Annotated in this window: 24 protein-coding genes, 1 pseudogene and 1 riboswitch; of the genes and pseudogenes, 12 read left to right on the top strand and 13 right to left on the bottom strand. The window is 57.3% G+C overall.

All coding sequences use genetic code 11. From position 1 onward, the window contains the following. Positions 1–28: 28 nt before the first annotated feature. From EUU25_RS00385 to EUU25_RS00375, 3 genes are all read right to left on the bottom strand, one after another. Positions 29–832, bottom strand: coding sequence for a lipid II flippase Amj family protein (locus tag EUU25_RS00385; RefSeq protein WP_158897506.1), 804 nt, complete (start codon positions 830–832; stop codon positions 29–31). 12 nt (positions 833–844) lie between these two features. Next, positions 845–2,062, bottom strand: coding sequence for an argininosuccinate synthase (locus EUU25_RS00380; protein ID WP_158897505.1), 1,218 nt, complete (start codon positions 2,060–2,062; stop codon positions 845–847). Positions 2,063–2,139: 77 nt separating this feature from the next. Further along, on the bottom strand, positions 2,140–2,706 hold the full coding sequence (locus tag EUU25_RS00375) for a TMEM165/GDT1 family protein (protein ID WP_158897504.1): 567 nt from the start codon (positions 2,704–2,706) through the stop codon (positions 2,140–2,142). 17 nt (positions 2,707–2,723) lie between these two features. Next, a riboswitch (yybP-ykoY riboswitch) is annotated at positions 2,724–2,911 on the bottom strand. A gap of 31 nt (positions 2,912–2,942) precedes the next feature. On the opposite strand from EUU25_RS00375, the gene EUU25_RS00370 reads away from it, so the two are divergent. Both EUU25_RS00370 and EUU25_RS00365 read left to right on the top strand, forming a co-directional pair. Then, positions 2,943–3,368: a DUF1801 domain-containing protein gene (locus EUU25_RS00370; protein WP_158897503.1), complete on the top strand. Its 426-nt coding sequence runs from the start codon at positions 2,943–2,945 to the stop codon at positions 3,366–3,368. A gap of 92 nt (positions 3,369–3,460) precedes the next feature. Beyond that, positions 3,461–4,192 (top strand): DUF1223 domain-containing protein, encoded by a 732-nt coding sequence (locus EUU25_RS00365; protein WP_158897502.1) that lies wholly within the window; start codon positions 3,461–3,463, stop codon positions 4,190–4,192. Positions 4,193–4,194: 2 nt separating this feature from the next. Here EUU25_RS00365 and EUU25_RS00360 read toward each other — a convergent pair whose 3' ends face one another. Together EUU25_RS00360 and EUU25_RS00355 are read right to left on the bottom strand one after the other, a co-directional pair. Beyond that, positions 4,195–4,356, bottom strand: coding sequence for a hypothetical protein (locus EUU25_RS00360; RefSeq protein WP_158897501.1), 162 nt, complete (start codon positions 4,354–4,356; stop codon positions 4,195–4,197). A gap of 134 nt (positions 4,357–4,490) precedes the next feature. Continuing rightward, complete coding sequence (locus EUU25_RS00355) at positions 4,491–5,276, bottom strand: class I mannose-6-phosphate isomerase (RefSeq protein ID WP_187351284.1); 786 nt, start codon at positions 5,274–5,276, stop codon at positions 4,491–4,493. A 110-nt stretch (positions 5,277–5,386) separates the two neighbouring features. Between EUU25_RS00355 and EUU25_RS00350 the strand changes: the two genes are divergently transcribed. After that, entirely contained in the window at positions 5,387–7,459 is a 2,073-nt protein-coding gene (locus EUU25_RS00350; RefSeq protein ID WP_158897500.1) for a malate synthase G, read from the top strand. On the opposite strand, the gene EUU25_RS00345 is transcribed toward EUU25_RS00350, so the two are convergent. Further along, positions 7,456–8,628 (bottom strand): M48 family metallopeptidase, encoded by a 1,173-nt coding sequence (locus EUU25_RS00345; RefSeq protein ID WP_158897499.1) that lies wholly within the window; start codon positions 8,626–8,628, stop codon positions 7,456–7,458. The genes EUU25_RS00350 and EUU25_RS00345 overlap by 4 nt on opposite strands. A gap of 123 nt (positions 8,629–8,751) precedes the next feature. Between EUU25_RS00345 and EUU25_RS00340 the strand changes: the two genes are divergently transcribed. The 3 genes from EUU25_RS00340 (at position 8,752) to EUU25_RS00330 (ending at position 11,760) form a co-directional block, all read left to right on the top strand. Then, complete coding sequence (locus EUU25_RS00340; protein WP_222848810.1) at positions 8,752–9,150, top strand: response regulator transcription factor; 399 nt, start codon at positions 8,752–8,754, stop codon at positions 9,148–9,150. A 100-nt stretch (positions 9,151–9,250) separates the two neighbouring features. Next, on the top strand, positions 9,251–9,787 hold the full coding sequence (locus EUU25_RS00335) for a DUF4199 domain-containing protein (RefSeq protein ID WP_158897497.1): 537 nt from the start codon (positions 9,251–9,253) through the stop codon (positions 9,785–9,787). Between the two features lie 47 nt (positions 9,788–9,834). Beyond that, entirely contained in the window at positions 9,835–11,760 is a 1,926-nt protein-coding gene (locus EUU25_RS00330) for an OPT family oligopeptide transporter (RefSeq protein WP_158897496.1), read from the top strand. A gap of 26 nt (positions 11,761–11,786) precedes the next feature. Here EUU25_RS00330 and trxB read toward each other — a convergent pair whose 3' ends face one another. Beyond that, the gene (gene trxB / locus EUU25_RS00325) at positions 11,787–12,746 is read right to left on the bottom strand and encodes a thioredoxin-disulfide reductase (protein WP_158897495.1); all 960 of its coding nucleotides are present in this window, start codon (positions 12,744–12,746) and stop codon (positions 11,787–11,789) included. Between the two features lie 152 nt (positions 12,747–12,898). On the opposite strand from trxB, the gene EUU25_RS00320 reads away from it, so the two are divergent. Next, positions 12,899–13,216: a 2Fe-2S iron-sulfur cluster-binding protein gene (locus EUU25_RS00320; protein ID WP_158897494.1), complete on the top strand. Its 318-nt coding sequence runs from the start codon at positions 12,899–12,901 to the stop codon at positions 13,214–13,216. A 262-nt stretch (positions 13,217–13,478) separates the two neighbouring features. Here EUU25_RS00320 and EUU25_RS00315 read toward each other — a convergent pair whose 3' ends face one another. Genes EUU25_RS00315 through EUU25_RS00305 form a run of 3 tightly spaced genes read right to left on the bottom strand, consistent with a single transcriptional unit; the run spans position 13,479 to position 16,422 of the window. Further along, positions 13,479–14,747: a NupC/NupG family nucleoside CNT transporter gene (locus EUU25_RS00315; RefSeq protein ID WP_246162819.1), complete on the bottom strand. Its 1,269-nt coding sequence runs from the start codon at positions 14,745–14,747 to the stop codon at positions 13,479–13,481. Continuing rightward, positions 14,744–15,529, bottom strand: a complete 786-nt coding sequence (locus EUU25_RS00310; RefSeq protein ID WP_246162818.1) for an NUDIX hydrolase — start codon at positions 15,527–15,529, stop codon at positions 14,744–14,746. Before EUU25_RS00310 ends, EUU25_RS00315 begins: the two co-directional genes overlap by 4 nt. A gap of 29 nt (positions 15,530–15,558) precedes the next feature. Then, positions 15,559–16,422 (bottom strand): autotransporter outer membrane beta-barrel domain-containing protein, encoded by an 864-nt coding sequence (locus tag EUU25_RS00305; protein ID WP_158897493.1) that lies wholly within the window; start codon positions 16,420–16,422, stop codon positions 15,559–15,561. A 125-nt stretch (positions 16,423–16,547) separates the two neighbouring features. On the opposite strand from EUU25_RS00305, the gene EUU25_RS00300 reads away from it, so the two are divergent. The 4 genes from EUU25_RS00300 to EUU25_RS00285 all read left to right on the top strand — a co-directional run bounded on the left by EUU25_RS00300 (position 16,548) and on the right by EUU25_RS00285 (position 19,859). Beyond that, positions 16,548–17,150: a sigma-70 family RNA polymerase sigma factor gene (locus EUU25_RS00300; protein ID WP_158897492.1), complete on the top strand. Its 603-nt coding sequence runs from the start codon at positions 16,548–16,550 to the stop codon at positions 17,148–17,150. Beyond that, positions 17,147–18,055: a hypothetical protein gene (locus EUU25_RS00295; RefSeq protein ID WP_158897491.1), complete on the top strand. Its 909-nt coding sequence runs from the start codon at positions 17,147–17,149 to the stop codon at positions 18,053–18,055. The genes EUU25_RS00300 and EUU25_RS00295 overlap by 4 nt, the downstream gene beginning before the upstream one ends. Positions 18,056–18,393: 338 nt before the next feature. After that, complete coding sequence (locus EUU25_RS00290; protein WP_158897490.1) at positions 18,394–18,954, top strand: hypothetical protein; 561 nt, start codon at positions 18,394–18,396, stop codon at positions 18,952–18,954. A gap of 131 nt (positions 18,955–19,085) precedes the next feature. Next, complete coding sequence (locus EUU25_RS00285) at positions 19,086–19,859, top strand: DUF4126 domain-containing protein (protein WP_425505191.1); 774 nt, start codon at positions 19,086–19,088, stop codon at positions 19,857–19,859. 88 nt (positions 19,860–19,947) lie between these two features. On the opposite strand, the pseudogene EUU25_RS16520 reads toward EUU25_RS00285, so the two are convergent. After that, positions 19,948–20,703, bottom strand: a pseudogene (locus tag EUU25_RS16520) (murein L,D-transpeptidase catalytic domain-containing protein); the annotation flags it as partial. 190 nt (positions 20,704–20,893) lie between these two features. Here EUU25_RS16520 and uvrA point away from each other — a divergent pair. Next, complete coding sequence (gene uvrA, locus EUU25_RS00275) at positions 20,894–23,926, top strand: excinuclease ABC subunit UvrA (RefSeq protein ID WP_158897488.1); 3,033 nt, start codon at positions 20,894–20,896, stop codon at positions 23,924–23,926. A 38-nt stretch (positions 23,927–23,964) separates the two neighbouring features. Here the strand turns inward: uvrA and EUU25_RS00270 are convergent, their stop codons facing one another. Both EUU25_RS00270 and EUU25_RS00265 read right to left on the bottom strand, forming a co-directional pair. Then, a complete protein-coding gene (locus EUU25_RS00270) occupies positions 23,965–24,648 on the bottom strand; it encodes a hypothetical protein (protein WP_158897487.1) in 684 nt (227 codons plus the stop codon). Continuing rightward, positions 24,645–26,234, bottom strand: a complete 1,590-nt coding sequence (locus EUU25_RS00265; protein WP_158897486.1) for an RNA-directed DNA polymerase — start codon at positions 26,232–26,234, stop codon at positions 24,645–24,647. Before EUU25_RS00265 ends, EUU25_RS00270 begins: the two co-directional genes overlap by 4 nt. Between the last annotated feature and the right edge of the window lie 46 nt (positions 26,235–26,280).

Raw genomic sequence — 26,280 nt, 5'->3', positions numbered from 1 at the left:
AGCGCAAATTGGTTAAGAAAAGGGTGCCTTAGACCCTCGCCGCGACCCAGACGATTAACCACGCCGATGGCAGGAGCAATGCCTGCGCCAATAAAGTGCCACCGACGCGGCTCATTGACAGCCACACGATGGTGCGCCGGTAATCGGCTTCCGATACGCGGCCGTCGACCACATCGTCGGTCATGACCGACAATTGGGGGTCAATCAGCACAAACAGCAAGATGGTCGCAAAGCCGTTGACCACCGCAGAAAGCTGCGACGCCGTCACGCGGAATTCGGGGTAAAGATAGCCCGCATAAAGCGACGCGATCACCCCGACGGTCAACAGCGCCTGTGCCACCACATTCATCGCGATCACGCGCCACGAGAGCACGGTGGGCTTTCGAAGAGATTTGGCATTGGCACCTTTGGGCAAGGAAACCGATTTCAGAACGACTTGTCGTCCTCGCGGCGTGAAAGCGCTGAAGAGAAGCTTGGCGACCGAGCGATGCTTGTGAAATTCACCAATGGCTGCCGCGAACCAGCGTTGGACGGTAGGCACCATCAAAGCACCGAGAACCGTTGCAATCGTGGCAGATAACAACACAATCCGCAAATCCAGCAGCAATCGTTCCCCTGTGCCGTTGACTATCCCATTCTCGATCCGCTTGGCAAGAAATGGTCCCAAAAAGCTGTTCGACGTGCGCGACACGAGCACCAGCACGTTGAACAAGGCAAAGGACAAGGCGATCTTGTGCGTCCGCACGCCTGCAATGCGGGCGGCGTAGGCAAGCGCCCCTATCAGGTGGATGACCAGTGTTAACAGGCAGATATTGAAAAGCGGCCAATCCATGGCCCTAGCCTATCAGCCTTTGCGTTGACCCAATAGCCGTAAACGAAGGGCATTCAATTTGATGAAACCTGCCGCATCCTTCTGATCATAGGCTCCGGCGTCATCTTCAAAAGTCACAACCTTTTCGCTGTACAGGCTGTTGGGCGACTTACGGCCAACAACGCTCGCCAGACCCTTATAAAGCTTGAGGCGTACGGTGCCGGACACGAGAGTCTGGCTGTGGTCAATGGCGGCCTGCAGCATTTCGCGCTCCGGCGAAAACCAGAAGCCGTTATAAATAAGCTCTGCATATTTCGGCATCAGCTCATCCTTTAAATGGGCCGCTCCACGATCGAGCGTAATGCTTTCGATCCCGCGATGGGCCCGTGCATAGATTTCGCCACCCGGTGTTTCGTACATGCCGCGCGACTTCATGCCGACGAAGCGGTTTTCGACCAGATCCAAACGGCCGATGCCATGCTTGCGGCCGAGGTCGTTAAGAGCGGCCAGTAAGGTCGCCGGCGACATCGCCTCGCCATTCAGGGCAACGCCATCGCCCTTTTCAAAATCGATGGTGATATATTCTGGTGTATCCGGGGCGTCTTCGGGGTTTACGGTGCGGGAATAGACATAGTCCGGGGTTTCATCCCACGGATTTTCGAGCACTTTACCCTCGCTCGATGTGTGCAAAAGATTGGCGTCGGTCGAAAATGGGCTTTCGCCACGCTTATCCTTAGGCACTGGAATCTGGTGCTGTTCGGCCCATTCGATCAACCGGGTCCGGCTCGTCAAATCCCATTCGCGCCAGGGGGCGATCACCTTGATGTCGGGGTTCAGTGCATAGGCCGACAATTCGAAACGAACTTGGTCATTGCCCTTGCCGGTCGCACCATGCGCAATGGCATCAGCCCCTGTTTCCGCCGCAATTTCGATCAAACGCTTGGAAATAAGCGGGCGGGCGATCGACGTGCCGAGCAGATAGTCCCCTTCATAGCGGGCGTTGGCGCGCATCATCGGGAAGACGAAATCGCGAACGAATTCCTCGCGCAGATCGTCGATATAGATGTGATGATCGGGAACGCCCATCAGCACAGCCTTAGCCCGTGCCGGTTCAAGCTCTTCACCCTGCCCGAGGTCGGCCGTGAATGTGACGACTTCACAGCCATATTCGACCTGAAGCCATTTCAGAATGACGCTGGTGTCGAGACCGCCCGAATAGGCAAGAACCACTTTTTTGACAGAATCTTTCATCAGAACCTCGGGAAACGACTGAACACTGCGGCGCGGCTAGCAGGGGGAAGCAGGGGGCGCAACCCTAGGGTCAAAGCCTAGACCACAATCTCGAATATTTGCCAGAGCCCTAAGGCGAGAAACAGCGTGGCGGCGAAAAGGCGTACGAATTTCATCGGGACCCGCTTCACCAGTTCTTCCCCTAGAAAGACAGCTGGAACATTGGCCACCATCATGCCCAGCGTGGTGCCCGCCGCAACCGCAAGGACGTTTTGGTAATGCGCGCCCAGCGCCACCGTGGCGACCTGCGTCTTGTCACCCATTTCGACGAGGAAAAAGGCTATCGTTGTGGTCAGAAAGACGCTGCCCTTATGCGAAACCTGTCCGTCCTTTTCGTCGATCTTGTCAGGGACCAACGTCCATAAGGCCATGGCAACAAAACCGAGTGCGACCGCCCAGCGAAACCAGGGCGCGTCAAGCAACCCGGCAATTTGTTGTCCGGCCAGGGCTGCGAGGGCGTGATTGACCAATGTGGCCGCGAATATCCCGAAGATGATCGGTATGGGGGCGCGGAAACGGGTGCTGAGCAGGATGGCGAGCAGCATGGTCTTGTCGCCGATTTCGGCAAAGGCAACGACGGCGGCAGATGTGAAAAAAGCTTCCATTGGACATTCCAGAGGTCAGGCAGTTCAGTTACAGACGCAATGCCACCAACAACCCCGCCCGACCGGAACGGATTGCCAGTGCCATTGGTCTCGCCTTGAACCGCAATTGCGGCCCCAAATGCACCATGACCTCTCGGCCAAATATGTTGATGCATAATCCGTTTCCGAAAAGGAAACGACTGGCTACTCCCCAGATGACAGGCTATTCTCTAGGCGCGTTGGAAGGGAGAAGCAAGATGGCCAAGGCGGAAAACAAAACCAAGCCGACCGCGCTGCAGGTCGATGATTTTCTGGAAACCGTATCCGATACGCAGCAAAGGCAGGATGCAGAAAAGATTATAGAGATAATGCAGCGGCTGTCCGGCCATCCCCCCAAAATGTGGGGGCCAAGCATTATCGGTTTTGGATCTTATCACTATATCTATGAAAGCGGAGGTGAAGGCGACATGTGCCGGATCGGCTTTTCGCCCCGCAAGGGCCAGACGGTGCTGTATCTGCTGGATGGATTTTCGGATTATACGCAGCTTCTGGAAAAGCTTGGCAAACACAAAACGGGTAAATCATGCCTCTACGTCAAACGCCTCAATGACGTTGATACGGATGTTCTGGAACAGCTTGTAACCAGATCCCTTGAATGGATGGCGGAAAAATATCCCGAGTGACGCGGTAACCTTGCGCCATTTCCCTGCGAACAGAGGGCGCGGACGTCACGAAGATGCCCGCTTCCCATTGTCCAGTTGCGGGACCTAAGCCGATGAAATGCAGTGCCCTATTTGCCGTGCCGTTGATCCTTGCGATTGGCGCCTGTTCCGAGCAGCCGGACATCATATCCGAGGCGCAAGCCAAACAACCTGCGTCAGCAGCTTCGGCGGAATCACCTATTGTTGTCGAACTCTACCAAAGCCAAGGCTGTTCTTCATGTCCTCCGGCAAATGCAGCGGTGAACGCTGTCGCGAACCAGCCGGGGATCATCGCGCTCAGCTTTGCTGTGACCTATTGGGATCGGTTGGGCTGGAAAGATGTCTTCGCGGATCAATCCTATACGCAACGGCAATATGACTATGCCCACGCATTGCGCAATCCCAATGTCTACACACCGCAGATCGTTATCAACGGCAAGACCGCGCTGACCGGGATTAGGCGGGGTGAGTTGGCGACTGCACTAGATAAAGCCAAGCCCATTGCTGGCGGGCCTGCGGTCGACATTTTGCCCGATGCAATACGGATCGGCGCAGGCACCGGTTCCGCCAATATCTGGTTGGTCAGCTATGACCCGCGGATACAAAATGTCGCGGTCCGGTCAGGCGAAAATGGAGGGCGGACATTACCGCACAAGAACATCGTTCGTTCGCTCGTAAAATTGGGCGAATGGTCGGGCACATCAATCCGCGTGAAACGGCCGGCGGCTGTTCAAAAGGGTCTCAAGAACGTGATATTGGTCCAACGCAAGGGCGCTGGCCCCATTATCACGGCAAAGATATTTTAGAACTACTCGGCGGGAAAGCTGTCCGAGACATTAGTCGTTTTGCCACGCCCGGACTGCCGGATCTTGAATTGCCGACGGTTGATCAAATAACGCACGGTTAGTGCTGCTAAAATCAGCAGCATGATTGCACAAAGCGAATAGGCAATGATAAGCCTGCTTTCCATAGCTTTGACGATCTCCAGTAATTCGTTGGGGGAGGATTTTACATTTCGGGACGTTTTAATCGATCGGTAAAACGTATCAACACTATTTAAAGTGAAATTTTAAGTTCACAATAGTGCAACAATTGCTTGGAAAATCACCACGCGACAAGCAATTGCGCCCCATCGCCAAATGTGATTTTGGGAAGTGCTTTGAAGATGAGGCAATCGCCAGCCACTGCGCGCTCGCCATCAACGAAAACCTCCCCATCTACCGGTATCAACGCCAACTGCGTTTCGGTCGGCATTTCGGCAAGTTGCCCCGCGTCTGTGACATGGCGCACGTAAAAATAGGAACTGTTGATAATCAGCGGCCCGGCATCAACATTGCCTGACCGGGCGTCGACATAGGGCTCGGCATTCGACACGTCTATCGCATCTTCGAGATGGAGCGCACGCGGGCGGCCATAATCATAGAGGCGGTAGGTGATATCCGCATATTGTTGCACTTCAACCAATGTAATACCCGCGCCGATTGCATGCACCGTTCCGGCGGGAATGAAGAAGAAATCGCCTGCCTTAACCGGCTTCCAGTCCATCAGATGCTCAATTTCGCCTGACTCACTTGCCGCACGCAATTGTGTCGGGGTTAACGCCTTCGTCGTTCCAATTCCGAGAACCGCGCCAGGTTCGGCGTCCACGATGAACCAGCATTCTTCCTTGCCCGATGCCTGCCCCCGCGCCTTTGCCTGCACATCGTCGGGATGCACCTGGATCGATAGCTTTTCCGACGTAAACAGCCATTTTATGAGGATCGGAAAAAGCGAGGATTCGTCGCCTTCGAACCAGACTTCACCGATCCGCCGACCCTCCATATCGCCGAACGCGGATGGAATATCTGTGCGGCCCCATGGTTTTTCGACCATATGTTTCTTCAATTTCATCTCTTTTCGCCTAACAGTAATTTTCCGCTTTTGCACCGCCGAAAGTCCGGCTAGGGCGTTGCCAACAATAAAACTCTCCCCGGGCACCAATGTTCACACTGGAGCCAAAAATGACTCAATATGTATCCCGCGCAGGCCTGCAGATCGCAGAGGAACTGGCGCATTTCGTGGAAAGCCGTGCCATTGAAGGTACCGGCATAACGGCGGACGAGCTGTGGCAAGGCCTCGCCACTATCTTCACCCAATTTGTCCCACAGAACAGGGCCCTGCTCGCAAAGCGGGACGAATTGCAGGCAAAGATCGACGCATGGCATCGCGCCCATCCCGGTCCGGTTTCGGATATGCAGGGCTATCAGAGCTTTCTGCGGGACATTGGTTATCTAGTTCCCGAACCCGCGCCTTTCTCCGTGGGAACGCAGAATGTGGATGCCGAGATCGCGACCATGGCTGGACCACAATTGGTGGTTCCATCCTTGAACGACCGCTTTGTCCTGAACGCGGCCAATGCGCGCTGGGGCAGCCTATATGACGCGCTCTATGGAACCGACGTCCTTGACGCGGACCCTGCGCAATCGGGCGGCTATGATGCCACGCGCGGCGCAGCGGTCATTGCCTATGCCCGCAGCTTTCTGAACGAGACGATCCCGGGTTGGGAAGCTGTTTTGGCGGGTGGCACCTCACACCATTTTGTCGCGAAGGCCGTTTCGGGCGACACCTCGCGCTATCTGTTCAAGCAAAATGGCCTACATATCGAGATTGTCGTCGATCCGACCCACTCCATCGGTGCAACAGATGCTTTAGGTATTGCCGACGTCACGTTGGAAGCAGCACTGACCACGATTATCGATCTTGAAGATTCCGTGGCTGCGGTGGACGCGGAGGATAAGGTCGCGGCCTACACTAACTGGCTGGGCCTGATGCGCGGCGATCTGGTGGCGTCGTTTGAAAAAGGCGGCCGGACCCTGACCCGTGCGCTGGACGCGGATCGTGTCTATGGCGACATCACCCTGCCCGGCCGCAGCCTGATGTTTGTGCGCAATGTCGGGCATTTGATGACCAACCCGGCGGTCCTGCTTGCCGATGGCGGCGAAGCACCCGAAGGCATATTGGATGCACTCTTCACGTCCTTATGCGCGCTGCACGATCTGAAAGGTCTTGGCACCCATCGCAACAGCCGCGCGGGTTCAATCTACATCGTCAAACCCAAGATGCACGGCCCCGAAGAAGCCGCATTGACGAACGCGCTGTTCGACGCAGTCGAAGATGTCCTCGGCCTTGCGCGCCACACTATCAAGGTGGGCGTGATGGACGAAGAACGCCGGACCAGCGCCAACCTCGCCGCCTGTATTCATGCCGTCAAGGACCGTATCGTGTTTATCAACACGGGCTTCCTCGACCGCACCGGCGATGAGATGCACACCGCGATGCAGGCAGGCCCCATGATCCGCAAGGCGGAGATGAAAACATCGAGTTGGATACAGGCCTATGAAGCACGCAATGTGCAGATCGGTCTGGCATGCGGCCTGTCCGGCAAGGCACAGATCGGTAAGGGCATGTGGGCAGCGCCCGATATGATGAAGGACATGATGGTCCAGAAAATCGGCCACCCCAAGGCAGGCGCAAACACCGCTTGGGTGCCCTCCCCCACCGCCGCGACCTTGCACGCAATGCATTACCACCAGTTCGACGTCTTTGGCCGGCAGGCCGAGCTTGCGACCGAACCAACGCCGGGTCTTGATCCGCTTCTCACCATTCCGGTCGCACCGGTGGGCCACAACTGGTCGGATGAGGATGTGACGCAGGAACTGGAAAACAACGCCCAGGGGATTTTGGGCTATGTTGTCCGTTGGATTGACCAGGGCGTTGGCTGTTCCAAGGTTCCCGATATTCACGACGTGGGCCTGATGGAAGATCGTGCAACCTTGCGCATTTCGTCACAGCATATTGCCAACTGGTTGCTGCATGGCATCGCGACCGAGGCGCAGGTGGACGCTGCCCTCATCAAGATGGCCGCCAAGGTGGACGGACAAAATGCAGGCGATCCGCTGTATGAAAAGCTGACGCCGGACAGCATCGCGTTCAAAGCCGCCCGTGCGCTTATCTTTGAAGGGGTACAGCAACCGAACGGCTACACCGAACCGTTGCTGCACAAATTCCGGCTGGAGAAGAAAGCCGCCGCTTAAGGCGCGGGATTTTTCTTCAACTGCTCCGCCTTCCAGTCCATCGCACGGCGCACCCGCCGTTCGACGGACGGATGCGAATAAAAGGCAATTTCTTCAAAGGCCGAAGGGCGCGGATAGCGATATTCCGCGGTCTTCACCAACGCGCCTGCGAGCGCATCCGGCAGGTTCACCGTGCGCAGCGAATAGGCGTCCGCCTCGCTCTCACCCATGCGTGTCACACTGTTGAGTACCGGTTGCGCCAACAGGCCAAGCACCGAAACAATGAACAGCAATATGGGCAAGCCCTCAGCATCGCTGACCTGCGCCTTGCTGCCAAACAGGGCGGCTACCCGGCCAAACAGCCGGTCGGCAAGAAAGAAGCCGAGCATCGCCAAACCGGCAAACAGAAACACGATCCGCCAGACATGGCCCAGCACATAATGGCCGATCTCATGCCCGGTCACCGCCTTCACTTCGTCAAGCGAGGCTTGTTTGAGCGCAACATCCGAAATCGCAATCCGCGCCGAGCCGAACACACCCGATACATTGGCGGTAAAATTATTCGACTGCCGTGAACCGTCGAACATCAGCACCCGGTCATGGGGAATATTTGCTTCATCCGCCATTTCAAGCAGCGCAGTCCGAACAGGACCTTCGGGCACCGGCTTATATTCATTGAACAGCGGTTCGATGAGAACCGGAGACAGCAAAATAGTTGCGGCGGCTGCAAAGGCAGTCAGCCCGCCCGACCAAAGCCACCAACTTTTCCCGGTCCGCCGGATCAGGGCGTAAACTCCGAGGAAGAACAATCCGCCCAAAAAGCTCGACAACAGAATACCGATGGCATCTTGCGTGAGAAAATCGCCCAAAGGCTGGCTGGTGCGGCCATAGCTGCGCTCAAAACCCCATTCTTCATACAAGCCCCATGGCAGACTGATCAACGCCGACAGGAAAAAGAAGGACGTGGTGATCACCCATGTCCGCAAACCCCAGCCACTTTTTTCCAAACGGGCCGACAAACGTTCCAGCAAGCGCGACCGCACGATGATCCACGTCACCAACGCGGTCACAAACAACCCCCCGAGCATCAGCCAATGCGTTGCCGTCGTGTAGCTTGCCGCCTTTTGCAGGGCCTCAGGCCCCAAACTGTCAATATAGCGCGCGGTTTCCACCGCAGGATCGAATGCCATTCCTATAGTCCCTCTGTTCTGCTGTGTTAGCTATATCATACAGCAATGGCGTGCAAGGCGTATTGCACGCATGGCTTGCGCCATTGGAAAACGCATGGTTTATTCGCACGGATGTGGAGGTTGGTGGTCCTGTATGGCTTGGCGCTTGCGGCGCTCGCGTTCCTGCTGGAATGGCTCGATTATACACGAAGCATCCAGCACTGGTCTTTTGAATTTTACGTTACCTGCGTTGCCGTCATCTTCGTCCTTTTGGGTATCTGGATCGGGAACCGTTTAACGGCGCGACCACGTGAAGGCTTTGCCCGAAACGAGGCCGCGATCGCGTCGCTGGGTATCAGTGCGCGCGAGGTTGAAGTTTTGGAAATGCTATCCGCCGGACATGCCAACAAAGTCATTGCCCGCCACCTCGACATATCCCCGAACACCGTCAAAACCCATGTCGCGCGTCTGTATGAAAAACTGGAAGTAGCCAGCAGGACCCAAGCGATAAGCCGCGCGCGCGAGCTGGATATTTTGCCCTGAAATGGGGTGATATCCGCCAAATCACCCATTTGGGCGATTTCTTTCCCCGATTGTCCGGCCCAGAAATTTGGGGCATCCATAACCAATAGGGAGATATTTTATGGGACGGATAATCCTAGTTTACGGCGTAATCGCCGGCGTGACCGTGGCGATCCTCATGCGCATCGCAATGATGCTTTTCCCGGAAGGCGGCACCGGCGGGATGGTCGCCGGTTTTTCATCCATGATCATCGCGTTGTCTTTTGTCTTTATCGGGGTGAAGCGATATCGCGATATAGAATTGGGCGGGATCATCCGCTTCTGGCGTGCCTTGGGGGTCGGCTTTGCCATCGCGTTCATCGCGTCGCTTTTTTACGTCGCCGCATGGGAGCTCTATTTATACTTCACCAATTACACATTCATGGATGAGTATATCAGTGCGACACTTGAACAGGCGAAAAACCAAGGCAAAACCGCCACAGAACTCGCCACTATGGCGCGGGAGATGGACAGTTTCCGTGCGCTCTACGCGAATCCGTTCAGCCGCATGGCTGTTACGTTCACGGAAATATCGCCGATTGCCGTGCTTATGCCACTGATATCTGCCGCTTTGTTACGCAACAGCTGCTTCCTGCCATTGAAGGCGGCTACTGCTTGATTTGAAAGTGTTTTCCGATACAGTCCGCTGTATCGGGAGATATAAATATGCGCGAGTTAACAATCCGGTCCGTCATCTTGGGCGGTCTGATCACTTTGCTGTTTACCGCAGCAAATGTCTATTTGGGTCTGAAGGCCGGATTGACCTTTGCCACGTCTATTCCCGCTGCAGTCATTTCGATGGCCATACTCCGCCTGCTGCCGGGCGGGACCATTCTTGAAAACAACATCGTGCAAACCATCGCCAGCGCGGCGGGGACGTTGTCGGCCATTATCTTTGTGCTGCCGGGCTTGGTGATCTTGGGATATTGGCAGGGCTTTCCGTTCCTGACGACCGCCGCGGTCTGTGCGACTGGCGGGATATTGGGTGTGATGTTTTCTGTGCCGCTGCGCCGTGCACTCGTTACTGGTTCGGACCTTCCCTATCCTGAAGGAAAGGCGGCGGCCGAAGTGCTGATCGTTGGATCGGCCGAAGGCTCAGGGTCGGATGAGAACAAGCGCGGCCTTGCGACTATTTTGGTCAATGCGCTGCTTTCCGCCGGTGTTTCACTGCTGATCTCCATGAAGCTCGTGGCCGGTGAAATCGCACGCTATTTCAAAATAGGGGCAGGCGCGACTGGTGCGTCCACATCGCTGAGCCTTGCTCTGGTCGGGGTCGGCCATCTGGTCGGGCTGTCGGTCGGGCTTGCGATGCTTTTGGGCATGGCGATCAGCTGGCTCGGGCTGGTTCCCTATTTCAGCCAAGGTGTCGCAGGCGCGGACGCCGCGGAAATCGCAGGCACCGTGTTCCGCGAAAAAGCCCGCTTCATTGGCGCAGGCACCATCGGTGTCGCCGCCATATGGACCTTGCTTAAAATCATCGGCCCGATTGTGCAGGGCCTTAAAGGTGCAATGGCCGCCTCTGCCGCGCGGTCGGCGGGTGATAGCTTGGCTTTGACCGAACGTGATATTCCGATCAAATTGGTGGGCGCGATTATCGTCGCCACATTGATACCCATCGCCTTTCTGCTCTGGCAGTTTTTGGGCGCTACGCCGCTTGCCGGAATGGCAGGCCCGATGATTGGTCTCACCATCGTGTATATCTTGCTGGCGGGTGTCGTGATCGCGTCGGTCTGCGGCTATATGGCGGGCCTGATCGGCGCATCGAATAGCCCGATATCCGGTGTCGGCATTTTGGCCGTGGTTGGCGCATCGCTGATGCTGCTCGGCTTTTTCGGCCGTGGCGGTACGCCCGATGAAACCAGCGCGATGATCGCCTATGCCCTGTTTGCGACTGCAATCGTGTTCGGCATTGCGACCATTTCGAACGACAATTTGCAGGATTTAAAAACCGGGCAGATTGTCGGCGCGACGCCATGGCGGCAACAGATTGCGCTGGTGATCGGCGTGCTCTTCGGCAGCCTTGCAATCCCGCCGGTGCTAGATTTGCTGAACAATGCTTTTGGCTTTGCGGGCAGCGCAGGCGCGGGCGAAAATGCGCTTGCCGCGCCGCAGGCCTTGCTCATCTCGGCGCTGGCAAAGGGTGTCCTTGGCGGAGACCTCGATTGGCCGCTACTCGGGCTTGGTGCCCTTATCGGGGTTGCCGTGGTGATCGTGGACGAGCTGCTCGGCAAAGCGGGCAAACGCCGCCTGCCCCCATTGGGTGTCGGCATGGGCGTCTATCTGCCGATGGCGCTGACATTCCTGATCGTCGTCGGGACCGTGCTCGGCCATTATTACGACAAATGGGCCGACGCGCGCAAAGACCCCGAAGCCGCCAAACGGATGGGTGTCCTTGCCGCGACCGGCCTGATCGTCGGAGAAAGCCTGTTTGGCGTCGCCTTCGCCGGGATCGTCGCGGGCAGCGGTAGCGATGCACCTTTGGCCGTCGTCGGCGAAGGCTTTGCCCCTATCGCTGAATATGGCGGCGCGATCCTGTTTATCGGCATCCTATGGTGGATATACCACCGCACACGTCGTGAGGCCGCGCAATAGGCGGACCGTCGCAGGTAGGCCTGCCCCTAGGCGGGATCTAGCCCGTCCAGAAAACGTTCGGCATCCAGCGCCGCCATGCAGCCGGTCCCCGCGCTTGTGACCGCCTGGCGATAGATGTGGTCCATCACGTCGCCACATGCAAAGACGCCGGGCACGCTGGTCTCGGTCGCTTGGCCTTCGGCACCGCCGCGGACCTTGATGTAGCCGCCGGCCATATCGAGATGCCCTTCGAAAATGCCGGTGTTAGGCTTGTGGCCAATGGCGATGAAGACGCCGTGCAGTTCGATATCCTCGGTCCCGCTGCCATCGGTCGCGGCAATGCGCATGCCGGTGACGCCCATCGCATCACCCAGTACTTCATCGAGTGTGTGGTTCCACTTGATCGTCACCTTGCCCTCGGCCTCCCGCGCGAAGAGCCGGTCTTGCAAGATCTTCTCCGCCTTCAGCTTGTCGCGGCGATGGACGAGGGTGACGTGGCTGGCGATGTTGGCGAGATAAAGCGCCTCTTCAACCGCAGTGTTCCCGCCGCCGATGACAGCCACCGGCTTGTTGCGGTAGAAAAAGCCGTCGCAGGTGGCACAGGCCGACACGCCCTTGCCCATGAAAGCTGTCTCGCTCGGGAGGCCGAGATATTGCGCGCTGGCGCCCGTTGCTATGATGACCGCATCCGCCGTATAATCGCCTGCCCCGCCCGTCAGCGTAAAGGGCCGCTTGGAGAAATCGACCTTTTCAATATGGTCATTTTCGATCCGCGTTCCGAAACGTTCGGCATGCTTGCGCATCCGCTCCATCAATTCGGGGCCCATGACGCCCGCATCGTCGCCCGGCCAGTTGTCGACTTCGGTCGTCGTCATCAACTGCCCGCCGATTTCCACCCCGGTGACGATCATCGGCGTCAGATTGGCGCGCGCGGCGTAAACGGCAGCAGTATAGCCTGCCGGGCCGGAGCCGATGATGATGACGGGAGCGTGGCGATTTTCGGTCATGGATGCGCTTTCTGATTCTGTTGGAGGGGACATAAGCGCCCCGACCCCGCTGGCCAAGGGGGACGCCCTACTTATCCCCATAAATTAGGGCTTCACATTAGCGTCCCGTCCACTTATCAGGCGGCGCGTAACAAGCTTCAGGGAGCATTTTCATGGCCAAAGTCACCGTAATCTCACGCAATGGCGAAGGCCGCGAAGTAGAGGCGGAAAATGGTCTGTCGTTGATGGAAGTCATTCGCGACAATGGCTTTGACGAATTGCTCGCTTTGTGCGGTGGTTGCTGCTCTTGCGCGACCTGCCATGTGCATATCGATCCGGCCTTTGCCGACAAGCTGCCCAAAATGGGTGAGGACGAAAACGACCTGCTCGACAGCACCGATCATCGCAACGAAACATCGCGCCTGTCGTGCCAGATTCCGGTCAGCGATGCTCTCGACGGCCTGATCGTCACCATCGCGCCGGAAGATTAGGCCGCGAACTCATAACTATCTTCGTCGAGGTTTGAGGCCATTTTGCACAGGGCAAGGAAGGAAGCCGCCGGGATATAAATATATCTCAAGGCTTTCTGACACAGCCATGTGCAAAATGGGTCAAATCCCTTTGGGACGTCAAAATGGCTTTGATCTCGAACCAAAATACGCTTTCCGATAGAACGACTATCGGTGGCGCGCATTTTGGTTCGATATCTTTGCCATTTTGACGCCTCGATGAAGATAGTTATGAGTTCGCGGCCTAAACCACCGTCACCAGCCCGATCATCGCCCCCGTCATGGCGGAGGCGAGGTTGCCCGCGACCCAGCTTTTCATTCCCAGCGACGCCGCATCGGTGCGGCGTGCGGGGCAAAGCGTGCCGATGGTCGACACGAGCAAACCAACGCTCGCAAGGTTAGCGAAACCGCATAATGCATATGTAATGATCAACTTGCTTCGGGGCCCGAGTTCGCCTTCGGACAAAGCTGCCATGTCGAGATAGGCGACATATTCATTCAGAATAGCTTTCGTTCCCATCAGCCCCCCGGCGGTGCCAGCATCCTGCCATGGAATGCCGATCGCCCACATCAGTGGCGCAAATATCCAGCCGAAAAAGCGGCGCAGTGTCAGCGGACTACCGTCGATGAGCGGCAAGACGCCCAATATCTGGTCAACCAGTGCGACAAGCGCGAACACGACGATGATGATGCCGATCACGGCCAGGAACAATTGCACCCCGTCCATCGTGCCGGTGATGACGGCGTCGATGCTGCTTTCATATTTCAGACTTGTATCGTCCGGCTCCATCTGGGTGTCGCCATCGCCCGGGACCATCAGGCGGGCGATCAGTATCGAGGCGGGTAAAACGATCAGCGATGCCGAAATCATATGCCCCACGGCATCAGGAACCGTTTTCGACAGCGTCTGCGCGTACAGGATCAGGATCGCACCCGAGATCGTCGCCATCGCCAGCACCATGACCGCGAACAATTCGCTTCGGCTCATTTTTTCGAAATAGGCCCGCACCACCAAAGGGGCCTCGACAACGCCGAGGAAGATATTTGCACCGGCGCTCAGTCCGACAACGCCACTGACCCCCATCGTCTTTTGCAGAGCCCAGCTCAGCCCGCGCACGATGAACGACAATATCTTCCAGTGCCAAAATAGGGCGGAAAGCGCCGAGAACACAATAACGAGCGGCAAAATCTGGAAGGCAATAATCAACGGAGGTTGCGCGCCATCCTTAAGGACGAAGGGCATTTCGCCCCCGCCCGTATAACCGAACATATAGCTGGACCCGACCAAGGTCGCCTTTTCGATGGCCATCACCGCATAATTGGCAAGCATGACGACATCCCACACAAAGGGGACACGCACGATCAAAAGCGCGATGCCGATTTGCAGCAGCAAAGCCCCGCCGACCCAGCGCCAACCGGGAAACGCCTTGCGATTTTCCGACAAGCCCCACGCGATCAATACAACCAGCGATATGCCGATCAGCCCTTGCAACTGCTGCAAGACTGCCATCATCCGCGCATTGCCGTTTCAATGGGTTCGGCAAGAACGGGATAGCCATGCCCTTCCGGTATGCACAGCCAACTCCCGTCCTCGCGCTTGTCGATATAGGTCTGAACCATCGTCACAGGGTGCTCAGCCGCATGTCGGGCGGCAGAATCAAAGGTGCCGAAAAGGGCAAGCCGTTCGAGGTTGCGCCGTGTCGGAAAGATAATCTTGACCTCATCGCGATCCGCTTTGTCCAGGACTTCAGCCGCCGTGGCCCAGAACAGCGCGCGGTTTTCCGTATGGTCTACGGTCGCCACAGGGGCGGTAGCACCCGCATCTGCCAGATAAAAACGCGTGTCAAAAACACGGCTCGCCCGCTCGAATGCCGGGGGACGCCAACGCGACCAAGGAACCAGCCGGTCAAAGTCCGGTGTCCAGCCATGGCGCGTGCATATTGCCTGCAGGCTCTCTCCATCATGCAACGCCGCCCGCGCTTCGTCACATTCGGCGGGGTCAGAAACACCAGCAAGGCCCAATGCCAACCCGGCTTCCTCGATCGTTTCCCTTATTGCCGCAAGCCGCGCCGCCGCCTCGTCCAGCGGCAAGGGGCCACCCAGCATTTCCGCATAATCGAAATCGGCCGCATCCACCTTGCCGCCGGGAAACACCGCCGCGCCGCCTGCAAAGGCCATAGCTTTGATCCGTTCCACCATCAGCAAAAGCGGCGCGCCGCCGGATGGATTCTCGCGGAAAATCACCATCGTGGCGGCGGGCGTGGCTATGGGCTCTTCGGCGGTGTCAGTATTCATGCCGCCACAAAAGCATGCTTTCGTGACAGTTAGAAGCGGAAACTTAACCCTGCGATTAAACTGGTTGCCTCCGGCCCCGCAAATCCTAGCGTGCGGTTGGCGTTGAGGTTCAGGCTGATATCTTGTGACAGCGCAAAAGAGGCGCTCGCGCCAACTTCCGCCCATTCATCACTTTGCCCCGGGACATTGCGTGCGGCGACAATGCGGCTGATGGTCCCGCTTCCCGTTCCCGAGCGTGTCGCGCTGCTGTTCGACGTGGCAACAAAAGCCGCGTTCACGCCAAAGCTGTGCTCGGCATCGGATCCGAACAACGTCTGCAGGGCGACACCAGCCGAGCCGGTCACACCATCTTCGCGCGATTTCACGGTCGTGACCTCGCCGCCTGGAAGCGTGACTGCACGACCAACATCGATACGGTCATAATCTACGGCCAAAAAGGGCGATGCGATCACGCTCTCACCCGACATCACATCATAGCTTATCCCGCCACCGACGGCGAAGCTTGATCCGTCGCTGTTGATCGTCACACGGCGGCCGAGGCGTTCGAACACTTCCGTATCGAAACGGCGTTGGCCCAACGAAACATAGCCGTCGACGCTGAGGTCGCCGAAGCTTCTTCCGCCCGAAAGGGAAACGGTTTCGCTATTCACGGGCACCGCATTCAGCACGCCCTGCGTGACCCCGCCGCGCACGGCGGAAACGGACAATTGGATAAAGCCCTGCTCAAATTCGCGGGCAAGCGAGAGGCTTGCAAATTGCGGGTCCTCATCCTGTGCATAGACGGTAACACCCGCATTGATGGACGCGCGCCAGTTATTTTCATCCTCCGCATGAGCTTGCGCCATGGGTATCAGACTAGTTGCGGCGCATAGGCCGATCATCCAGATTTTCATAAACTGCCTCCTGTTGAAACGCCCGGTTAAGGGCTGGTTCGCATTCAACGGACGACAAAAGAAAAACCTTCGAAATTTTTTCGAAGGGTTTTTGCTTTATAAACGTAAAGCATGTGAACCGCATTATGATGAGTGGCGAAATGATGCAGCAAGCGATAAAATTAACGCAGGAAAATGACGACGAACTGGTGGCTCGCATTGCCGCCCGGGATCATGGTGCCATGCGGCTTGCCAGTGATCGCCATGCCAATATGGTCTGGCGCGTTGCCTACCGGATGCTGGGCGACGCCGCCGAAGCCGAGGATGTTGCGCAAGAGTCGCTTCTAAAGCTCTGGAATCATGCGGATCGCTGGAATGCAGGCGGGCCCGGCATTGCGCCTTGGCTCAAAAAAGTGACGGTCAACCAATGCCTCGACCGGCTGCGGCGCAAACGCTTTGCCAGCGACGAAGAAGTCCCCGAGCGGGAGGATGAAACCCCGTTGGCCGACCGCCAGATGGAAGCGGTGGAGACCGGACAGGCCGTGAAAGACTGCATTGAAACCCTGCCCGACCGGCAGCGTGCCGCGGTCATTTTGACCTATTATGAAGAGCAGCCCAATCAAGGCGCTGCGGAGACGTTGGACATGCAATTGAAAGCTTTTGAATCGCTGCTGTTCCGGGCGCGGTCCAGCTTGAAAGGCTGTGTCGAACGCAAGGGCGTGGTTGCGCACGGGAGGGCAGGACAATGACCGACCCCGCATTCTCGCCCGAAATGGAAAAGGCGTTGAACGCCTATGCCGTTCCGCCCGCACCCGCCGGATTTTCCGACCGTCTCATGGCCCGTATCGCCAGCGGTGATACCGGCAACGTTGCGACTGCTATGCCGGAATTACCTGCACGCCGCCGCACACCCAGCCCATGGCGGCGGACAAGCCGGATCGTCGGATCCGTAGCCTTGTTTTCACTGGCGACCGCAACCGCCGCTGCTGCAGGTGTGTTCGGGCATCCGGTGTATCTGCCGGGGATTACCGAAGCGCTGGTCAAGGCCGAGATTGTCGAGGCACCGGCGCCCCGTCCGCAACCAAAGCCCGTCCAGATTGCCGAGCAATCCACGCCATCGGAAATTGTTACGCCCGCACTGGATGAGCAACCGCAAGGAAGCGCGATCGTGACGTCGCGTTTGACGGCCTTGCGCGAAGATCCGCGTTTTGCCGAACTGACGCCCAAGCAAAAACTGGCAGTTGCGGGGCGCGAAGTCCGCACGATGGTGCGCAGCGGCGAAGTTACTCGCCAGGAAGCGCGTGCCGCCGTGCGCGACATAGCACGCAATGCCGATCCTGCGACAAAAGCAGCTGTGCGCACGGCGATTGCAGAGCGCCGAGAGAAACGACTTGAACGGCGGAACGGCGCGGTCGCTCCCGCTAATGGTGCGGCGACAGAACCGCTAGCGGTAACCACGCCATCGACCGCAGAAGAAGAGCAAGCCGTTGCGCAAAGCGAAGCTGTACCCGCTTTGGCCGCGGGCAAGTTGACCGACGAACAGGCCGACGCCTTGCGCGAGCGCCTGCGCACCGCCAGCCCCGAACAACGCGCCGCCCTGCGCAACGCACTGCGGGAACGCCGCCAGCTGCGCCAGCAACGGCGTGCGCAGTGAGGGTGATGAAAAGGAAACACGAAGCCTAACTCGCCTCTCCCGTTGGCCTCCGGCCGCCTTCGGCTCAGGGGAGAGGTACGTAGTCTTATGGCTTTAGCCATTAGACGGAGTGGAGAGGGGGCGTTGGTGCGCTGACCTCGCCGTCGGAGCCCCTCACCAACTGCGCCTAGGCCTGTCGGCCAAGGCTTCGTATCCTCTCCCCTGAAGGGGAGAGGAAATAACCTTTCTTATTCATCCCGAAAAAACTCCAAAAAAATTTCGAAGGGTTTCCAAACCTCATGCGTTTCAGTTTCAGGAGCGGGGAAATTCTCCCTCCCTTTGAAAACTGGAGAATGACCATGAAATATCTTATTGCACTTCCTCTCGCCGCCCTTGCCTTTGCCGCATCGGCCAATGCCCAGACCAGCAAGACGGTCACCGTTGAAAAGCCAAAAGGCACCGCAACCAAGACCGTAACCCGCGAAAACGGTAATGTAACCGTTGATGCGGTCGCCACACGCGCCAGCGACGGTGCAACCGCCACGCATCACCGCGAACGGACAAAGACCGAAGATGGTGTCAGCGGCAGCGGATCGCAGACCGGCTTTAACGGCAAGACCCGTTCCTATGAATATGACCGTGTCCGCACCGAAGATGGCTTCACCACCACCGGATCCGCCGTCGACAAGCAGGGCCGCACCTATGAATATGACGCCTTTGGCCGCAAGACGGAGACGGGCCGTGAAACCGGCCGTACGGTGCTGCGCGATGGCGAGCAGGTGTATAACCGCACCAGCAATGTGAACCGCGCTGACGGTCAGGTAACGCGCGACGTCAATGTCACACGCGCCCAGGACTTCCGTCCCAAAAAGGCCCTGCCGATCCGTCCGGGCAAAGCCCTGAAGCGTCGCGGTAACTAAGCTGCGAGGTTGGGGACTGTCCCCAACAGTAAAAGCAAATCTATCCAGTTTGCCGCGCGCCTGTCCGCACTCAGGGCGCGTGGCAATCCTTCCCCCCGCCCGGGCCATGCGACCCTGAACCCGGGCACCCTATGGGGAGCAGAGATGCGGGCCTCCACATCCCTGCTCCCCACCCTTTTTGGAACTTCGGATGTTGGGCGACAGTCCTCAACCCGCCTGCCAACAGCCCCATTGCGCCCGACATCCATACATGGCAGCGTAGCCGGATACGGGTGGAGGACAATATGGGCATCATCGAACTATTAGGACTCGCCGCCAGCCTGAGCCTGCTTTCCGGATGGCGCTTTTACCTCACCATTTTTGCGACCGGCCTTGCGATGCATTTCCAGATCGTACCGCTTCCCGAAAATCTCCAAATGCTGGATGTTCTCGCCAACCCCTGGGTGTTGGGGATCAGCGCGGTCGGGGCCATTGCGGAGTTCTTTGCTGACAAGATTGCCTGGCTCGATTCCATCTGGGACGGCATCCACACTCTGGTCCGGCCCGTCGGCGGAGCGCTTCTTGCGCTGGCAATTGTCGACAGTTCGGACCCGACTTGGCAGGTGATTGCCTTCCTCTTGGGTGGCGGGGCGGCTTTTGCGAGCCATGCCACCAAGGCAAGCGCGCGGGCGGCGGTGAATACGAGTCCTGAGCCGTTCAGCAATATCATCCTGTCCAGTGTCGAGGATGTCGCGACCGGCGGCCTGCTCGTGCTGGCCTTTGCCAATCCGGTGGCAGCGATGCTTATTGCCCTGACGCTGCTGGCGCTGGCGATATGGGGGTTGTGGGCGGGCTACCGGGCGTTCCGGCGGCTATTTCCGAAGCCGGTGGCGCAGCAGGAAAAGCAGGCGCCGCCGCAGGAGTAGATCCGGTCCCCCGGGCAAAGATCACATTGGGATTGGCGACCGGCACGATGGGTTGCGGCAGCTTGCCGCTATAGCCCGCATAGAGGAAGCCGCCGTTCTCGAGCGTTTCCAATATCCATTCGCGCTTGTCCGGTTCCACCACAAAACAGCCTTCACTTGATCCCGGGCGGCCGCGGGTGGCGATCAGGTCGGCGTTGAAGTAGCGGCGGCGTTCGGGGGTGTAGCTGTGCACGACGATGTCGCGGACGCGCATCTGGTTGTTGCTGGGCTCCAGCCCGTCGAGCCGGAGCGAGAGGCCATTGATACCCACATAACGCTCCCCACCCCGCGCCGCGCCGAGGGAGGAGGTCAGGCTGTCCTGCACATTGGTGAAGATCGTGGCAAAGCCGTCGTCGTCCGGATCGGAGCCGATACCGTGCGCCACGCGGATCGGGCTGTCGAGTCCCTCCCCGCTGCGCAGGTCGACGCGGTAGAGGCGCGGGTCGCTGCTGTGCCGGGCGAAGTCGACGATGACGATGACCGCAGGGCCGCTGCTGCGCCCGAACTGGCAATGATGCTCGCGATACTTCGCGACCGCCGCGGAAAAGAGCCCGGCATCCAGACGCTGCCGCGGCGCGTCCAGCCCGCCATAATAGCCAAAGCCGATCGCCCGCTCGGCAAGGGCCAGCGTGTCGCAGCCGATCTCGGCGCGCGGCGGCTTGACATAGATGGGTTGCGCGACCGGGGCGTTTCCGGTGCCGCTCTGGAACACGATCGGAGATGCGGCCTCCTGCGCCAGACATGGCGCCGCAGCCAGTGCGCAATACACCGATATTTGTTTCCGGAGGATAGTGTACCAAGTCATGCGTCTGCCCTAGCCCTGCCCAAAAGCTGTTAGCCCAACGTTGCGACCATTATTTCGTTCCATTATGCTGCATTTGCGAGATTCGGCAAGCTTGGGAAAAACCCTGCCTTGAAATGGGACGCAAGTCGGGCCATTTCGCATGTCACGCACCCTCTTGCGCATTTAGAACAAATCTGGAACAACTGACCCCATGTCACTCACCCATATCAAGGTGCGCGGTGCGCGCGAGCATAACCTCAAGGGCGTCGATATCGACCTGCCCCGGGACAAGCTGATCGTCATTACCGGCCTGTCGGGGTCGGGCAAGTCGTCGCTGGCCTTCGACACCATCTATGCCGAGGGGCAGCGCCGCTATGTGGAATCGCTGTCCGCCTATGCGCGCCAGTTTCTGGAAATGATGCAGAAACCCGATGTCGAGCATATCGAGGGCCTTTCCCCTGCCATCTCCATCGAGCAGAAGACGACGAGCCGCAACCCGCGCTCGACCGTCGCCACCGTGACCGAGATTTACGACTATATGCGCCTGCTCTGGGCGCGGGTCGGCGTCCCCTATTCCCCCGCCACGGGCCTGCCGATCACCGCCCAGACCGTCAGCCAGATGGTCGACCGCGTCATGACCCTGCCCGAGGGCACGCGCGCCTTCCTGCTCGCGCCCGTGGTGCAGGGCCGCAAGGGCGAATATCGCAAGGAACTGGCCGAGTGGCAACGTTCGGGCTACACCCGCGTGCGTATTGACGGCGAATTTTACCCCATCGAAGAAGCCCCCGCGCTCGACAAGAAATACAAGCATGACATCGAAGTCGTCGTCGACCGCATCGTGGTGAAGGACGGCATCCAGCAACGTCTGGCCGAAAGTTTCGAGGCGGCGTTGAAGCTTGCCGATGGCTTGGCTTTTGTGGATCTGGCGGATGGGACTGTGGCGGAGGCTATGGGCACCGCCAGCTCCGGTTTTGCCGAAGCCAGAACCCCGTTCGTAACACAAAACCGTAGTCCTGAGCTTGTCGAAGGACGACCCACAGCCGAGAACCGCCCTTCGACAGGCTCAGGGCTTACGGTAGATGGAGATGGCAGTTCATCCAAAGCCAAGATGAAAGGCACCGGCCTGCCCGCCAACCGCATCGTGTTCAGTGAGAAATTCGCTTGCCCGGTCAGCGGCTTTACCATCGCCGAAATCGCGCCGCGCCTCTTCTCCTTCAACGCACCGCAGGGCGCTTGCCCCGAATGCGACGGACTGGGCGAGCGGCAGGAATTCGACCCGCAACTGGTCGTCCCCAACGAACATCTCAGTCTCAAAAAAGGCGCGATCGTGCCTTGGGCGAAGTCCAACCCGCCGTCGCCTTATTATATGCAGGTGCTCGCCAGCCTCGCGAAGGCCTATGATTTCAGCCTTGATACCCCGTGGGAAGACCTGCTGCCCGACCAGAAGCTGATCATCCTGCACGGCACCGGCGGCCTGCCGGTCGAGCTTACCTTCAAGGACGGGCGCAAGGAATATACGGTGCGCAAGGCGTTTGAGGGCGTCATCGGCAACCTCAACCGCCGCCTGCTGCAAACCGACAGCGCGTGGATGCGCGAGGAGCTTTCGAAATACCAGACCGCGCAGCCCTGCGAAACCTGCCACGGCGCGCGGTTGAAGCCGGAGGCGCTGTCGGTCAAGATCGCTGGCGTCGACATCTCCATCCCCACGCGGATGAGCGTCGCCGACGCCGTGAACTGGTTCGCCAGCGTCAACGACACGCTGACCAACCAGCAGCAGCAGATCGCCAAGGCCATCCTCAAGGAAATCAACGAACGGCTGGGCTTCCTCAACAATGTCGGGCTCGATTATCTCAACCTCGACCGCACATCGGGCACGTTGAGCGGCGGCGAAAGCCAGCGTATCCGCCTCGCCAGCCAGATCGGTTCGGGCCTGTCGGGCGTGCTCTATGTGCTCGACGAACCCAGCATCGGATTGCACCAGAAGGATAATGACCGCCTGCTCGCCACGCTGCGCCGCCTGCGCGACCTCGGCAACACGGTCATCGTCGTCGAACATGACGAAGACGCCATCCGCACCGCCGACTGGGTGGTCGACCTTGGCCCCGGCGCCGGGGTGCATGGCGGCACCGTCATGGCGGAAGGGACGCTGAAACAAATATTGAAAGCCAAGGGCAGCCTGACCGCCGACTATCTGAACGGCACGCGCGAGATTGCGGTGCCCAAGACACGGCGCAAGGGCAACAAGAAGAAGCTGACCGTCCACGGCGCGCGCGCCAACAACCTGAAGAATGTGACCGCCAGCATTCCGCTCGGCACCTTCACCTGCATCACCGGCGTGTCGGGGTCGGGCAAGTCGAGCTTCACCATCGACACGCTCTACGCCTCTGCCGCCCGCGCGCTGAACGGTGCGCGTGTCATTGCGGGCGCGCATGACAAGATCACGGGCCTAGAGCATTGCGACAAGGTGATCGACATCGACCAGTCCCCCATCGGCCGCACCCCGCGCAGCAACCCGGCCACCTATACCGGCGCCTTCACCAATATCCGGGACTGGTTCGCCGGATTACCGGAATCCGAAGCGCGCGGGTACAAGCCCGGCCGGTTCAGCTTCAACGTAAAGGGCGGACGCTGCGAAACCTGTAGCGGCGACGGCCTGATCAAGATCGAGATGCACTTCCTGCCCGACGTCTATGTGACGTGCGAGGAGTGCAACGGCAAACGTTACAACCGCGAAACGCTGGAGGTGAAGTGGAAGGGCCTGTCCATCGCCGACGTGCTCGACATGACGGTCGAGGATGCGGTGGAGGTGTTCAAGGCCGTCCCGCCCATCCGCGACAAGATGATGATGCTGGCCGAAGTCGGCCTCGGCTATGTCAAGGTGGGGCAGCAGGCGACGACCCTATCGGGCGGCGAAGCGCAACGCGTCAAACTCGCCAAGGAACTCAGCCGCCGTTCCACCGGCCAGACACTCTACATATTGGACGAGCCCACCACCGGCCTCCATTTCGAAGATGTCCGCAAATTGCTGGAGGTCCTCCACCGCTTGGTCGAACAGGGCAACAGCGTGGTGGTGATCGAACATAATCTCGACGTCATCAAGACCGCGGACTGGATCATCGACCTGGGGCCAGAAGGCGGCGTCAAGGGCGGCGAGATCGTGGCCGAAGGGACGCCCGAGGATGTGGTGAAGGTGCCCGCGAGTTATACGGGGCATTATTTGAAGCCGATGTTGGGGCGGGGGTAGAAGGCAGAACCTCTCTTTCAGGGGGAAGATATCAAGGCTTAGCGGCTTGCCCCGCCGGAACCTACCGCCGCAAAAAACTTGTTCTGGATGTCTGTAAAATTTGAACCGGATGTGTCCGAAACGAAATCTGATAATTGAGCACCAAAAAATATACCGCGCCTTGCGTTTAAAATTGCGAGTTTTTTAATAGTGCTAGAACCTGTTGACCGGTCTTGAAATATATACGTGATTAGCTGTCTAAAATCCGTAGATCGAAATGTACGATCGACCGATTTTACTTCAATTATTACATCAGTTGTTCGGATATCTCCCCTTGAGTGATTTAGTAAACCACATCCAGAAAATAAAGGATCATATTGAAGTGGAATGTTATTACCTGCTATTCGTTGAGCCATAATTCCTATTCGGTGAGCTAGATCAGTAGCAGCCTTTGCCTCGTCACTGCTCAACTGTTGATCATCAACTGGCACACCCGGCAAATTCGCAAGCCGGATTTTTGCCTCCGAGAATGCATCGGAAATCGTCAACGAAGGGTGTCGACGCATGCAAAACGCAACTTCGCTAACGAGGGCGCTTCGCAGTGGTGCTATAGGCCAACTTAATTCATTGAAGCTTCGTTCGTACCCGCCAGCATTGATTACTCGAACGTAATTTTCCAACGCTGGAAAACAATCTGACCAAAAACTGTGATGCGAAGAAGCGAACTGTGCCGATGAAATCATATCAAATCACCATACGATGACGCGTCAAAGTTGGAGGAGGTATCTCTTACAAAACGATCAAAATCATTCAAAATATTGTCGTTTCTCCAATGCTTTCCTTCGTCGCCCAAGCCATAGGAAGCTGCAATCATCGCGCGTTTGACCCACGCCGTTTGACCAGCCGTCCTATTCTTGAAATCAGACAGGTGGTCCCAGCCACCGCGCGCAGCGAAGCCTATTATTACGTCCCTTTTTAGTGCCGAGCACCCGTTCGCTAGCCAATCGGTAAACACGCTATCGACACGATAATCCGGTAGTCGATAAAGTAGTCTAACGGCATACGCCCTGTGAACATCCAGCGCCATTAGATATGATTTATCGGAAACCATTTTTAAAATTGCATCACAAACAATTTTAGTTTCGTTTTCCGTAAGATCATCTCTCATGCTGTTTAACATTATCAGCAATTGGGAAAAAACTGGGTAGAGCAATGGCACATTGCCGACGAGAGTTTTAATTGCTTGTTCTCGGACGGTTCCGTCAACCGCGCGAAGTGCACGGATTAACTTAGAAACAGTTGGCGTATGAACCTGTGACTTATGCAACTCCTCATCGAGCAACGACAAAAAATCTATACCACTGAGAGACTGCTTAAGTGTCTCATAGTCAGTCTCCGCAGTGGGAGAGTATGGATCGTAATTCAAATCAATTGTGAACAGGCGCTCACGATCAGACTGGGCCGTAGCCCCTGGCACTAAATGGCTAGGAAATGTGCCAATAAATTCAGCGCCGGTCATCACCCTAGTCTTACTCTTCTGAAGATTAAGCCCCTGATTTATTATCAATAACTCAGTTAGTTGTTGTAAACATCGATAAGCGTCTTCTTCTGAATTTGCGAAGATATGAAAGTCATCAACGAATCGGCAGAAATTTATTCCTCGAGCATTCAAAAGGTGATCGACTTGATTTATAACAATCTCAGCCATTATGCGCGATGCCGGCCCACCAATTGGAAGCCCGTACGATGTTCCCAAACTAAATGCCGACAGCAGTTCTATTATTTTATCGGGAATGTTGGTTTTGCACACGCGCTCTAAAGAATTTTCCACGCGGTGATGATAAATTCGTCTGTAAAATTCCGAAATGTCGGTTGTGACTACGTACGCATGTTGAGAGGCTCTAGCATACGATTCTTGCATGAAGCTTCGCCAATTCCATTCCTTTTCGAACAGATCGTCGGTGGTTTGATCCGCTGACAACCGATATGAATGGACGGATCGCTCGGTTGTCGGAGTTCTTGCATTTTCCAGCTCGACCGCATGGCGGAGTAAACCAGATAGCATGAACGCGTTCCAGTACGGGTCAATTTGGGTAATCCAACGGTATCCGTTATAACCTACTGGCGAAAGTATGTTTTCAAATTGTGGCGGGTTTGACTTAATGTATTCGTCAAACGAGTTTGAGAGTCTCTCAATAAGTTCCACAAAGCCGTCAGTGTTGCGCCTTATAAGTACATTTTCGAACGAGTACGGAAAGACGTCAGTGTCGCCAAACGATATGACATTTTGCGCCGCGCGCTTTATATTCTTCTTATGTATCTCCGGCATCTTTAAGTGTCCCTGCTAGTCGAGATCGTTTTCTAAGGAAATTCAG

Source organism: Sphingorhabdus lacus (genome assembly GCF_009768975.1).
Taxonomy (GTDB): domain Bacteria; phylum Pseudomonadota; class Alphaproteobacteria; order Sphingomonadales; family Sphingomonadaceae; genus Sphingorhabdus_B; species Sphingorhabdus_B lacus.
Note: the sequence above shows the minus strand (reverse complement) of the source record. Positions and strands in the feature narration are given on the sequence as shown.